The organism is Staphylococcus sp. HMSC36A10, from assembly GCF_001838845.1.
Classification (GTDB): Bacteria; Bacillota; Bacilli; order Staphylococcales; family Staphylococcaceae; genus Staphylococcus; species Staphylococcus aureus.
Genome location: NZ_KV839136.1, coordinates 18,904 through 32,597 on the forward strand (window position 1 = coordinate 18,904; position 13,694 = coordinate 32,597).

The 13,694-nt window shown below is 31.9% G+C and carries 13 protein-coding genes and 3 tRNA genes; 1 reads left to right on the forward strand and 15 read right to left on the reverse strand.

What is annotated here, in order from left to right; translation table 11 throughout:
- Window positions 1-113: 113 nt before the first annotated feature.
- The 3 genes from HMPREF3247_RS13945 to HMPREF3247_RS13955 form a co-directional block, all read right to left on the reverse strand.
- The gene (locus HMPREF3247_RS13945) at window positions 114-578 is read right to left on the reverse strand and encodes an XRE family transcriptional regulator XdrA (RefSeq protein ID WP_000375864.1); all 465 of its coding nucleotides are present in this window, start codon (window positions 576-578) and stop codon (window positions 114-116) included.
- 355 nt (window positions 579-933) lie between these two features.
- Window positions 934-1,557 carry a response regulator gene (locus HMPREF3247_RS13950; RefSeq protein ID WP_001045135.1) on the reverse strand — a complete coding sequence of 208 codons (624 nt, stop codon included), beginning with the start codon at window positions 1,555-1,557 and terminating at the stop codon, window positions 934-936.
- Between the two features lie 21 nt (window positions 1,558-1,578).
- Entirely contained in the window at window positions 1,579-2,691 is a 1,113-nt protein-coding gene (locus HMPREF3247_RS13955) for a GAF domain-containing sensor histidine kinase (protein ID WP_070866257.1), read from the reverse strand.
- A gap of 162 nt (window positions 2,692-2,853) precedes the next feature.
- On the opposite strand from HMPREF3247_RS13955, the gene HMPREF3247_RS13960 reads away from it, so the two are divergent.
- Entirely contained in the window at window positions 2,854-3,675 is an 822-nt protein-coding gene (locus HMPREF3247_RS13960; protein ID WP_000669376.1) for an RluA family pseudouridine synthase, read from the forward strand.
- A gap of 451 nt (window positions 3,676-4,126) precedes the next feature.
- Here the strand turns inward: HMPREF3247_RS13960 and fumC are convergent, their stop codons facing one another.
- From fumC to HMPREF3247_RS14015, 12 genes are all read right to left on the reverse strand, one after another.
- Entirely contained in the window at window positions 4,127-5,512 is a 1,386-nt protein-coding gene (gene fumC / locus HMPREF3247_RS13965; protein ID WP_000116229.1) for a class II fumarate hydratase, read from the reverse strand.
- 195 nt (window positions 5,513-5,707) lie between these two features.
- On the reverse strand, window positions 5,708-6,103 hold the full coding sequence (locus tag HMPREF3247_RS13970; protein WP_000901023.1) for a hypothetical protein: 396 nt from the start codon (window positions 6,101-6,103) through the stop codon (window positions 5,708-5,710).
- A gap of 547 nt (window positions 6,104-6,650) precedes the next feature.
- Window positions 6,651-6,803 carry an SAS053 family DNA gyrase inhibitor gene (locus tag HMPREF3247_RS13975; protein WP_000031108.1) on the reverse strand — a complete coding sequence of 51 codons (153 nt, stop codon included), beginning with the start codon at window positions 6,801-6,803 and terminating at the stop codon, window positions 6,651-6,653.
- Between the two features lie 24 nt (window positions 6,804-6,827).
- Window positions 6,828-7,427, reverse strand: coding sequence for a 6-phosphogluconolactonase (locus HMPREF3247_RS13980; protein WP_001251224.1), 600 nt, complete (start codon window positions 7,425-7,427; stop codon window positions 6,828-6,830).
- 158 nt (window positions 7,428-7,585) lie between these two features.
- Window positions 7,586-8,056: a tRNA (uridine(34)/cytosine(34)/5-carboxymethylaminomethyluridine(34)-2'-O)-methyltransferase TrmL gene (trmL, locus tag HMPREF3247_RS13985; protein ID WP_000181394.1), complete on the reverse strand. Its 471-nt coding sequence runs from the start codon at window positions 8,054-8,056 to the stop codon at window positions 7,586-7,588.
- 4 nt (window positions 8,057-8,060) lie between these two features.
- Window positions 8,061-9,188, reverse strand: coding sequence for a tRNA epoxyqueuosine(34) reductase QueG (queG, locus tag HMPREF3247_RS13990; protein WP_000379980.1), 1,128 nt, complete (start codon window positions 9,186-9,188; stop codon window positions 8,061-8,063).
- A gap of 150 nt (window positions 9,189-9,338) precedes the next feature.
- Window positions 9,339-10,061 carry an amino acid ABC transporter ATP-binding protein gene (locus HMPREF3247_RS13995; RefSeq protein ID WP_000590809.1) on the reverse strand — a complete coding sequence of 241 codons (723 nt, stop codon included), beginning with the start codon at window positions 10,059-10,061 and terminating at the stop codon, window positions 9,339-9,341.
- A complete protein-coding gene (locus HMPREF3247_RS14000; RefSeq protein ID WP_000649908.1) occupies window positions 10,054-11,511 on the reverse strand; it encodes an ABC transporter substrate-binding protein/permease in 1,458 nt (485 codons plus the stop codon). The genes HMPREF3247_RS13995 and HMPREF3247_RS14000 overlap by 8 nt, the downstream gene beginning before the upstream one ends.
- Before the next feature lie 257 nt (window positions 11,512-11,768).
- Window positions 11,769-12,830 (reverse strand): PTS sugar transporter subunit IIC, encoded by a 1,062-nt coding sequence (locus HMPREF3247_RS14005; RefSeq protein ID WP_000063553.1) that lies wholly within the window; start codon window positions 12,828-12,830, stop codon window positions 11,769-11,771.
- A 547-nt stretch (window positions 12,831-13,377) separates the two neighbouring features.
- A tRNA-Leu gene (locus tag HMPREF3247_RS14010) sits at window positions 13,378-13,461 on the reverse strand.
- Window positions 13,462-13,499: 38 nt separating this feature from the next.
- Window positions 13,500-13,574 (reverse strand) — tRNA-Gly (locus tag HMPREF3247_RS14870).
- Between the two features lie 7 nt (window positions 13,575-13,581).
- Window positions 13,582-13,655: transfer RNA gene (locus HMPREF3247_RS14015), tRNA-Cys, on the reverse strand.
- Between the last annotated feature and the right edge of the window lie 39 nt (window positions 13,656-13,694).

Here is a 13,694-nt window from a genome sequence, read left to right on the forward strand (position 1 = left end):
AATCATTTCACTTTCTGCTCAATTTATTATTAGTTTACATACAAAAAGCGATGCCTCACCTCTCGAAACAGGTGTGTTACATCGCTTTTATTATTTATTAAAAGTATATAGGCCTATATATGTACTAATTCTTCTTTAGCATTTCTGTTAAAGTATGTTTCAGCTTCTCTCATTTTAGAAGTACCGAAAATTGGTTGGTTATCTGGATTTAATACACGATAAATATTGCTTACTTTGTTACTTTGTAAAATGTACCCATTACGAGTCTCAATGTTATTCCAATAAATATCACTTGTTGGTGCATGGTTTGGATATGCACAGTGATTTCTTGAAATTGTTTGAACGATTTCTAATGGATCACAGCCAAATGTACTGTTTAATACTTCAGAGTCTCTGAATAATGCACAAATTGAAATACAAGTTGTCCAGTTTGGTAATACTCTCTCTTTTTCGATTTGTACTAAAGTCTTTTTAGAAAGTCCAATTGTTTGCGCCATAGTATCTTGCGTATAACCAGCCTCTATACGAACCATTTTAAATTTTGTTTGAATTAAATCTGTAAAACTCTGTCTATCCATTCTGTTATCTACCTTTCTGTTTGGGGAATTTTATCCGGACACAAGAAATTGCAATAATACACATTTCTTGAAACACAGATTACATCTTAATATATTTTTAATAAAATGAAAAGAGTCAATTTCACATTTGTATTAAATTTTGATCAAGTCAACAAGAGTTAAGTTTACTTTATAATGAAGCGAAAGTAAATGAAGTAAAATTTTATGCATAATCACTAGATTTGATAAAACTTACACTTTTATAATGATATCAAATTTACAAAGAAAACTGTATAATAAACCCTATCGCTATAAAAAATTCATCAAAATCAGATTAAAAATTGTCTATTTTTCGACAAATATTTAAAAGCTCATTCTAAATCAACTTATTTTCCATTGCATAAATTGCTGCTTGTGTACGATCGCTAACTTGTAATTTACTAAATATATGACTGACATGTGTTTTAATTGTTTTTTCAGATACAAATAAAGTTTCTGCAATCTCTTTATTTGTTTTACCTTTAACCATTTCACGTAACACTTCAATTTCTCTCTTTGACAACTTATTCGTGTAGTGTGGTTTTTGGCTAACTGTTTCGAATACATCTTGTGCCTTAGGATGTATCATTTTTTCACCGTTCATAACTCGTCTAATAGTTTCAATTAATTGCTGAGGCTCAACGTCTTTCATTTCATAACCATCAGCACCTTTATTGATTGCTGAAATTACATGTTCATCATCAACATAACTTGTTAATACCAAAACTTTAATTTCCGGATAATGTGCCTTAATATATTCCGTAATTTCAATACCATTCATGCCAGGCATCACTAAATCTAATAGCACAATATCAGGGTGCTCATGCTCTTTTAAATATTCTAAAAATGTTTCTCCATCTGCAAAGTCTTGTAAAACTTCTATGTTTTCAATCGTGGATAATAAAAATCGCAATCCTTGTCGCACAATATAATGGTCATCTACTAATATTACTTTGTTCATGGGTTATCTCCTTAAATCAAGCTATTTTATAGGAATTGTGAATTGTATTTGTGTACCCTTTGTTGGCTGAGAATGAAAGGTCACTTTACCTCTTAATAATTTAACTCTTTGTTTTATGTTATTAATACCGTGTGATGAAGCTATCTGAACATTATCGATCTCAAATCCTTGACCATAATCAATCACGTCAATATATAGTATATCGTTCATTTGTTTTAATGTAAGATCCATTTTATTCGTATCAGCATGTTTCTTAACATTATTAATACACTCTTGTAATGCTCTATATATGTTTTCTTCGATTTCATTAGATAAATCGATTAAACCTTCTACATTTACATTTAATTGTATACGCATTAATTTACTATATGCTGTCAAAGCATGAATTAAACCTTGCTCAAGTCCAACTGGCTTAAGTTGCCAAATCAATGCACGCATTTCATTAACGGCATTTTGACTCGTTTCCTCAATCGTCTTGAATGCTTGTTTAGCGATGGATTCGTTTGACATGCCATACGCAGCATGTGCTGTTAGTTTTACAGAAAATAACATTTGATTTACTGAATCATGTAAATCTCTAGCTAAACGATTACGTTCATTAATTTTTGCTGCTTCTTTTTCACGGTCTGTTAAATAAATACGTTTGATGGCTGACCCTAATTGAAATGCGACAGACTCTAGCAACTCTAAATCTTCATCACTATATATTTCAGTATTTGGGGACGCTACATTTAAAATGCCGAATTGTTCTTGACCCGATTTAAGTGGTACCGTTGCATGATGTGTAATATTGTCATTTTGGCTAGGAAATGCTTTAGAGGCTAAGTTAATACGAGAACAATTGACGATATTCGACGCTTTCATTAGCCTACGTTGATTAAATGCTTTCACACACCAACAAGACCCATCTTTAATATAGTGACAGTGGTCTGCTGTCAAAGATTGTGGTAGAGCCACATGTGATACAAGTTCATGTTCACCTACGCTATTGATGAAAAATATCCAGCCTGTCGTGAAATTACTGCCCTCAATTAAATATTTTAACGCACCTTGGGTCATGCTATACATTTCAGTTTCTTCGTTTAAAAATTCGGCAATCTCTTTTAATAAAGCTAGTCGCGTCCTTTGTTCCATCAAATCGCTCCAATTCATTTTTACGTGTATTAACTATTATACATTGAGTTATTATATTTTTAAATCTTAGACGTGAACATGATAAAATGGCCTTGATTACTCAATAGTTATATTTAGGAGAACTGATTTGTGATATGATATTAAAGACTATAGGAGGATTTTATGAAATTTAAAATACCAGAAAACTTTAATGACTTAAGTTTACGAGATATTTTCCAACAACTTAAGGTACCTAAAAAAGATTTACATCATTTAAATATGTCTAAAGATATTACTATTAATGATAAACCTGCGCGATTAATGGATAAAGTGCATACTGGCGACGATGTATTTGTTCCAACCATCGATGAAAAAAGTAATTATGTTCCAAGTTATCGTTATGCACAAATTAAATACGAAGACGATGATATGGCAATCGTAATGAAACCTAAAGGTGTTAAGACTCACCCTAATGATTTAAAAGAAAGCAATACTTTAATGAATCATGTGATTTACACTATTGATAGTGACTATGTCGAACCAATTCATCGACTGGACCAGGAAACAGTAGGATTATTAATTGTTGCTAAAAATCCTTTAATGAAAAAAATTCTTGATCGCATGTTAGAAGACAATGATATTACGCGGATATACAAAGCAAATGTTAAGGCACTTTTACCTTTAAAACCACAAACGATTGATATGCCAATTGGTAAAGATAAATTCCATTCGAATAAACGACGTGTGTCTCCTACTGGACAGCGTGCAATTACACACATTTTAACTTCAAAAATGATAAAAGAAGCTGTGTGCCAACTTGAAATCAAGTTGGATACTGGACGTACTCATCAAATTCGTGTGCATTTAGCTGAAATTGGTCACCCTGTTATTGGTGATCCTTTATATGGCGATTCAACGTTAAGACAATTAGAACTTGAAAGTTACAAAATAGAGTTTGTGCATCCCTTGACTAAGGAAGTCATTTCCGTTTCTTTGGATGACTAATTTGATTAGTTTTGCATGATATTTAAACATGCAATACCGCATTGTAACTAAATCAAGTATCAACTTAAATCGGATAGATGGAAAATTATTAATTTTTTCAGATGTTCGGTTTTTTGTTTTTTACGATGCTTAGGATTTTATATTTTGATATTTTAGTAATTATTCATTTTATAACATCCTTGGATAATAACTTGTAGTCTTTTTCAACTGCGTTACGTGTATCTATGGACAATACATGACATCATAAGATTTTTATCACAGGTTGTTTGGCCAATACATGTACAACAATTCATCATATAAAAAATAGGTTCTATAATAAAACGGACTCCATGAAAAGTTTTTCCTTTTCATGGCTCTATATCAAATCGGACTTATAAGTTCAATTTGACATAGACAAAAAATAAAGCTTGAACACTATAATGCCCAAACTTTATTTTATATTAATATTTAATTAATGAGGATCTACCATATCTTCTGGTTTAATCCATGCTTCAAATTGTTCTTCTGTAACATATCCAGTTTGAATTGCAGATTCTTTTAAAGTTAAACCTTCTTTATGGGCTTTCTTAGCAATTTGAGCTGCTTTTTCATAACCAATATGTGGATTTAATGCAGTAACTAACATTAATGATTGATTTAAATAATTATCAATATTCTCTTCGATTGGCTCAATGCCCACTGCACAATTGTTATTAAATGTTTCCATACCATCAGCTAAAAGGTAAATTGATTGTAGTGTATTATGCATAATAACTGGTTTATAAACATTCAATTCAAAGTTACCTTGTGAACTTGCGAAGCCAACAACTGTATCATTACCCATTACTTGGACTGCAACCATTGTTAACATTTCACATTGTGTAGGATTAACTTTACCAGGCATAATTGATGAACCTGGTTCATTTTCAGGGATGGAAATTTCTGCCAAACCAGCTCGTGGACCTGAAGCCAACCATCTCACATCATTAGCAATTTTCATTAAATCTCCAGCTAATGCCTTCAATGTTCCGTGCAATTGAACAACTTCATCATGCGCTGTAAGTGCGTGGAATTTATTTTCAGAAGATACAAATGGATAACCCGTATTTTCTGAAATATAATGTGCCACCTTATCACCAAATTCAGGATGCGCATTAATACCAGTACCAACAGCCGTACCACCGATGGCAAGATTTAAAATGTGCTTCTTAGATTCAGATAACATTATTTCGCAACGGTCAAGCATATAACGCCAGCCACTAATCTCTTGTCCTAGTTTGATCGGCGTTGCATCTTGTAAATGTGTACGACCAATTTTAATAATTGAATCAAATTTGTCTTCTTTTTCTTTCAAAGTATTTCTTAAAAGTTTTAATGCAGGTTCTAATTTTGTTTCAACCTCTTGATATAATGCAACGTGCATAGCAGTTGGGAATGTATCATTCGAACTTTGTGATTTATTTACATCATCATTTGGGTGGATACTTTCATCAATTTGATGATCTTTTAAATACATATTAGCAACATAACTTACTACTTCGTTCACATTCATATTACTTTGTGTACCGCTTCCTGTTTGCCATACAACTAGTGGGAAGTGTTCATCTAATTCACCTGATAAAATTTGATCACATGCGTATACAATGGCATCTTTCTTTGCCTCGCTTAATTTTCCTAAATCAAAATTAGCTAATGCTGCTGCACGCTTTAGTTGTGCAAAACCATAAACTACTTCGATTGGCATACGCTCTTTACCAACTGGGAAATTGCGTTTACTTCTTTCTGTTTGAGCACCCCAATATTTATCTGCAGGTACTTCTATTTCTCCAAAAGTATCATGTTCAATTCTTACTGACATTCAATTTCTCCCCTTATCACTGTTTATTTAACTGTAGTATATCATTAAATAATTTAATTGAGCAATTTATGATTAAAACGTTTTCATAATTTGAAATAAAAATACACTAATCGCACGTACTCACCCTTTATTACAGTGATACGGTCATACGATTAGTGTGTTATCTATCATTATTTAGTTATTGTTGAACTAAGTTTAATTACGATACTTTGTTTTAGTAGCTTCAACCGTAGCAATAGCTGTAAGTATATATAATACAGCACTAACAATTGTCGTATATGGATTTAGAGCAACAAGCGTACCTAAAACTCCTGTTAAACTCGCATAAAACCCATCAAGTGTATAATACAATATTCCTGTTATTAATAAACAACAAATTACACTTATTACAATACCTGATTGATTACTTTTAATGAATGTTTGCGCATTAACATCATCGATTAATCCTTTTGATAAATTGAGTTGTAATTTTATTACTTTGAAAATAACAGGTAAATATAATGCCCCAATTGCCAATGGAAAAGCTTTAATTGATATTAAACTTATAATAACTGTTGCTATCAATAATTGAATCCAGTATTTTCCTAACATAAATATATAAATCTCCTCTAATTTCATTCTTCAATAGCATATCATAATCTTGGCATATTAAGAAACGCGTTTTAATGATTTCATTAAAAATATTACTGATAGATGACTTCTTTCAATTATGTCTGGAGTAATTAATTATCAATTCCGTTTAAATGGTGTTTTAATATTTAAAATTGAACTTTTGATATATTACTATGTCTGGTACACAAATCAATGTTTTATGCTTTACAAAGTTATATTGGCAGTAGTTAACTGCAGTCCACAAACATAGAAGCTGGTGGAAAGTCAGCTTACTATTTCATGCAAGTTGGCGAGGCCCCAACATAGTGAAATCGGATTTCTAATTTCTACAAACAGTGCAAGTTGGGGAAACGGGCCACAAACTCAGAAGCTGGCAGAAAGTCAGCTTCTATGAATATAATAAAAAAGCTAGGTAACAAAATGCTACCTAACTTCATATTCAAGATAATCAATCCTATTTGATATATGTTCTATACTATACATTATTTACATGATAAATAACTGAATATTACACAATTATAATACTTTACTGACTGTCTTCTTCAGAATTTTTTTCTTGATCATTTTGATCAGAGATTTGTTCCATTTCTTTACCTAATTCTTTTAAATCTTCAAAATCCGTTACCATACTGTTTTCTTCTTCATGATAATTTAATTTTGGATCTTTGTCTTTAGACATAATCAATACCTCACAGATTTTTAATTAAGCAAAGCGTGACGTAAAGTAAGCTTTAACATCTTCAGGTAAACCTGCAGCCGCTTCTTTATCAAGAATAACATTTACCATTCTATGTGCTTTTAAATCGGCTGGTTCGAAGCTTGTTTTACCATTTTCTTGATATAATTTTTCAACTACATCTCGTTTATTAGCACCTGTCACTACTAAGAAAATTTCTCTTGCTTCCATTAGTCCTTGACGAATACTAACATTTAACTTACCTTGCTCATCGATAGAAACAACTTGTAATGTTAATTTCCCTTTATTTTCTTTAGTTTTAATCTTATCAGCGATTAATTCGATTGCATCTTTTTCATAAGCAATTGGATAAACTTGACCTGCTGGTACACCTAACGCTTCGAAATATGATTTTTTATCGTCATAATCTAAAATATTTATTTGGCTAAAATCAACAGCATGTTTTTCAACATTTTTCTTTAATTCATCTAGAACTGGCGCTTGATCTGTATCTAAATGAAAACCTGCAATTGTAGTAGGATTATTGTTAAATTGCTTTCTAATAATATCAGCAGCATATTCTGCTACAAGTTGACTATTGTCAAAGACTTTAAAGTTCATTGCCATGATTTCTACACTCCTCTTAGTTTGCATTTTACATAAAAACGGCGATATTAATAATTATTATACCCTAACTTTCAATATATCAAACCATTTAACTTTAACATGGTTATACTCTAAATATAGCACTTAAGTATCATTTTTATAATGAAAATAGACGAATTTTAATTCAATCCTGGAAAATCTTGTTGACGTAACGCTTCATAAATTAACAACGCAGCAGTATTTGATAAATTTAATGAACGAATATGTTCACTCATAGGAATTCTTAACGCTGTGTCTTGATATTTCTCTTTCACCCAGTCTGGTAATCCTGTCGTCTCTTTTCCAAAAATGAAGTAAAAATCTTTGTCATGATTTGAAAAATCAAAATCACTATAAGTCTTTTTACCAAATTTTGTTAATAAGTAATACTCGCCATTTGTGGCTTCAAAAAATGCTTCAATACTATCATGATACGTAATATTCACAAATTCCCAATAATCTAAACCGGCTCTTTTTAACATTTTATCATCAGTTCTAAATCCAAGAGGTTTAATTAAATGTAAATGTGTGTTTGTACCTGCACACGTACGTGCAATGTTACCAGTATTAGCTGGGATTTCTGGTTGATATAAAACGATATGATTTGTCATATTACTATTCTCTCCTTGTGTCTAATCCTTTTATCATTTCATTCTGAACTTCTGCATCCTCTTGATCATAATTAGCATTGATAAAATCTCTTGCTTCTTCCCCAAGAATTTGACCAATGGCCCAATAAGCAGTTGCTCGAATCATCGGTCTTTCATCTGTTGTTGCAACTTTTTTCAATTCTGGAATTGCATCCACTTCATTAAAATGCGCTAATGCTAAAATAGCATTTCGTTGTATCGGCTTTTTACCACGCCAAGCACCTGCAAGGTGACCATATGTTTGTTTGAATTCTTTATTAGACATACGTAGTAAAGGTACTAATCTTGGCTTTAAAATTTCTGGTTCCAAAATGATGTCATCTTGTTCGGTATTAATACCTCTATTTTTCGGACAAACTTGTTGACACGTATCGCAACCATATAATCTATTCCCAATTTTATAACGATATTGGTCAGGCATATAGCCTTTTGTTTGCGTTAAAAAACTAATGCATTTCTGACTATTTAATTGGCCATTTCCAACTAATGCACTTGTTGGACAACGATCAACACAAATTGTACAATCACCACAGCTATCTAATAATGGATCATCAGGTTCAAAAGGTATACTGACTAACATTTCACCGAGGTATGTCCATGTTCCTAGTTTAGGATTGATGACAAAGCCATTACGACCAACAAATCCTAAACCTGCACGTTCTGCTACTGCCCTATCTGATAATACACCCGTATCTACCATAGATTTGATTTCAACATCTGGAACTTTAGATTCAATAAATGCAGCTAACATGTCTAATCGTTTACGCATAATTGTATGATAATCTTGACCCCACGATGCTCTAGCAAATAAGCCTCTGCGATCACCTCTAACACTCTTAGGTGCACCTTTCAGTTTGTTAGGATAACCAACTGCAATTGCTATGATTGACCTTGCTGTTGGTAAGGATAATTTAGGCTCCGTTCGTAAAGCAATATCAGATTCTTCAAATCCTGAGGCATAACCATTTGCATGATATGCTTCTAGCTTTTGCTTCAATTCATCAAAGGGATCGGCAGTTGTAAATCCAATACTGTCGATACCAATTGTATATGCATAGTCAATGATATCTTGCTTTAACTGCTTTGTATCCAATCATATGCCCCCCATAAAATAATACTATGTTATTTTAACACAACCATTATTCATATTGAGGTTTCATTTCACATAATTTTAATAATAAAAAGCTTGAATATATGATATAACTTTGTGGTGCGCATCATATATTCAAGCTTCGTTAGGTTGTTATAATACTCTTGCTAAGAAATTTTGTGTTCTTTCATGTTGCGGTTGTTCAAATATTTCGACTGGTGTGCCTGACTCTACGACAACGCCATCTGCCATAAATATGACTTTGTCACTTACATCTTTGGCAAATCCCATTTCATGTGTCACAACCACCATGGTCATACCTTCTTTGGCTAGGTCTTTCATTACTTTTAATACATCACCAACTACCTCAGGATCTAATGCTGAAGTTGGTTCATCGAATAAAATAACATCTGGATGCATTGCTAAAGCTCTTGCAATTGCTACCCTTTGCTTTTGACCACCTGATAATTGATTCGGATATACATCTGCTTTTTCTTTTAATCCCACTTTATCTAATAACGACAATGCTTCCTTATGTAATTCATCGTTATTATCTTTCTTTAATAATTTAGGAGCTAAAATAATATTATCGACAACTTTTTTATGTGGAAATAGGTTGAAGTTTTGAAATACCATACCCATTTTTTGACGTAGTTTATCTACTTGTGTCCCTTTTTCCGTTAAGTCATTGCCTTCAAAAATCACTTGACCTTTAGTGGGTACTTCTAATAAATTCATACATCTTAACAATGTACTTTTACCACTACCAGATGGACCTATTATTGCTACTACTTCCCCTTGATTGATTTCAAGATTGATATCTTTTAAAACTTCATTATCTCCAAAAACTTTATTAAGATTGTTTATTTTAATCACTGGCATTCAATCTCCCTTCAATCATGTTCATAATGCGTGTAAGTACAAATGTTAAGACAAAGTATAATGCTGCTGCCACTAGTAATGGTGTGAATGGGTCAAATGAAATACCTTGAACCACTTGTGCATTAAACATAATTTCGCCAACTCCAATTGTTGACACAATAGATGATTCTTTAATTAAAGTGACAAATTCATTACCTAAAGCTGGTAAAATATTTTTAATTGCTTGTGGCATAATTACACTTTTCATCGTTTGTCTATAATTCAAACCTAGACTACGTGCGGCTTCCATTTGGCCTTTATCAACAGCATTTATACCTGCACGAATAATTTCAGCAATGTAAGCTGAGGAATTAATAACTAATGCAATTGTTCCACAAACAAGAGCTGAAATGTCTAGTCCTAATGCAGCAGTTATACCAAAGAATACGATAAATACTTGAACTAACATTGGTGTTCCTCTTAATATTTCGATATAGATAGAAGCAATCCATGAAATAATTTTTATTTTACTTAATTTCATTAACGCAACGAATGCACCTAAAATAGAACCTAATGCAACACCGATAAGTGAAATTAATATTGTAATCTTAATTCCTTTCAAGAAAAAACTACCATACTTAGAAATAAAACCACTGTCATCATTCATCGCATTTGCAGCATTAGTCATATATTTATCGATTAATCCTTTATCTTTAACCTCTTTAATCGTTTTATTAATTTGTGACAATAATTTTGGTGAATCTTTTGGCACAGCTATCACTGTATCTTTTTCTTCTTCATTAAATTTCACATTGGAAATTCCTAATTTAGGATTTTGTTTTAAATATGCTTCTGCTACAGGTTTTTCAACTACAGCACCTTCAACCTTTCCACTTTTCAATGCTAATATAACGTCTGGTAAACGGCTTAATGAAGTAATAGATGCATTTTCAATTTCGGTTTGAGCGATTTTTTCTTGTTCAGTTCCCTTTTGTGCCCCTACTTTTTTATTATTAAAGTCTTTGATATCTTTATATTCATTAACTTTATCTTTCTTTACAAGCATGATATTTTTAGTCATCATATATGAATCTGAAAAATCAACTTGCTTCTTACGTTCAGGCGTTGAAGTCATTCCGGAAATAATAATATCAATTTTTCCAGTTTTAAGAGCTCCTAACAAACTATCAAATGACATATTGACGATTTTTAATTTTAAATTATTATCTTTCGCAATTTTTTTAGCTAAATCAATATCTACACCTGCATACTCAGTCTTACCATTAACTGTATGCTCAAATTCCATTGGTGCATAATCTGCAGAAAGACCCACTCTAAGTTCACCGCGTTCTTTAATCTTCTCCCATGTTTGATCTTGTTCAGCATGTGCTGTGGGATTGATATACACCATAGCACTGCTAATTAACAACCCTAATACTAATATAAACCTAATTAAACACTTCATTTATACAGCCCTCCCTAATTAATATTCATAATTATACATATTAATACATTTTGATGCAATAGTGTTTTATAAATGTATTTTTATCAATATAAAGAAAAGCTTCTTTTTAAAAGACTGTACATAAAAAATCCGCTATTATACGTGAACAAATCTCATCTTATAAAATCAATCAAAAAAGCGCTACTATCAATATCTTATTGACAGTAACGCCTATATTTATCATATATTAAAACTTATTCTTGTCATCAAGCTATAAATTATTGTTTTGGAACTTCAAATTTATAAATATCATTAGAATATATAGGAATGAATTTTTTACACAATTCATGAACAATAAATGCCGATACAAATGGTACGACAAAATAACCAAGTGCTAATAAAATAATATTCATTGTTGGATCACCTGACATTCGGTTAAATGCATTTATTGGGCCAACTAATCCTGTATATCCAAATCCAGCAGACAATGGTGTTCCTTTAACCTGAAGAACGTAAGCAATGATTCCAGTAATTATTCCATTTATAGTCAATGGTATCGAAATAATTAAATTTTTCAAGTAAACTGGGATCATCATTTTTGCAGCTCCTATGAGTAAAACTGCATTTACACCAATAGAATTGACACGCAATGAGCCAAATAAGAAAGTAACACAGGCAGCCACTATACCTAGGTTTGCTGCTCCACTTCCTAGTCCGTTTAAACTAATCGCAGTTGCAATCGCTACTAACGATATTGGTGTTACCATTAATAATGAAAATGCCACACTAATAAGTATAGACATTAACAACGGATTTAAGTCTGTAAAAGAATGAATTACATTTCCAATTGCTTGAGTAATTTTTCGAATGTAAGGTAATGTGATTAGACCGATACCCCCACTAACGATAGGTACTAAAACTGGTAATATAATTAATTCAAAAGATCCAAGTTTGTTTTGTAATACCATATATATAAGACATGCAATAATAACAACCAAACTCGTATTTATAATGTCACCTATACCTTTTAACATAAAACTATTATTGCTATATACAACAGCACCTGAACCAATCATAGCTGATGTACCTACTATAGCAGCACCTGCGCCATTAAATTTAAATTGATGAGCAGCTAAAACCCCAATAATAAATGCCATAAATGATTGAATTAGTATCACTAACTGATACGTTAATTCTAAAATTTCATTACCACTTTTAAATATTTTTAATACTTCACCTAATAAAGCATTCGGAACAAGTGCAATAACAACACCAGCACCAATAGAATTTAAAATCTTACTGAAAAACTGTTTATTATCAGCATTCTTTGCGTTACTCATAAACGACCTCCAATTTGAACATTAAACTCATCATATTATAGAAAATTAACTTTAACAATGATTAGTTGGCTAATTTAATCTAAATATAACAATCCACAAAAGGAATAAAGTAAATTTGAACAATCTACTCACTAATCAATGTCATGTTAATTTTAAAATACTACTAATTACATCCTGTGACTAATAATGTAATAAATTGTAAATATTAAAATAGCCATATTACTATTAAGATAGATAAATTGAATCGACTTGGTATAAAGCACAATAAAATAGCACTTTTACAAATATATTATTAGAAAAGTTGAAACAAATATATAACCCCAGATAATATAATCATTATCATTAATGTAATACCAAAAAAAGAAGTTAAACAATGCATAGTTGCTTAACTTCCAATATTGAACTCATCATTACAATTTGACATAGAGTCTATTAAAGCGTGTGCCATTTGAGTCCACTTTTATTTGTATTGTATAGAGAGAAATAAAAAGAAACCTTGTTTTACAAGGTTTCTAATACGTTATGTTATGTAAATAACAGTTAATTATACCGGTGGTCGGGGTCGAACCGACACTCCACAAGTGGAACGGGATTTTGAGTCCCGCGCGTCTGCCAATTCCGCCACACCGGCTTAATGGTAAACAAAAAACTTCCCTTTGGAAGCAATTATGGAGCGGAAGATAGGATTTACACCTATACCTCGTTCCGGGAAGGAACGTGTTCTAAAAGTTGAACTACTCCCGCATAAACCTGGAGGCGGCAACCGGATTTGAACCGGTGATAAAGGTTTTGCAGACCTCTGCCTTACCACTTGGCTATGCCGCCAATAACTGGGCTAGCTGGATTCGAACCAACGAGTGACGG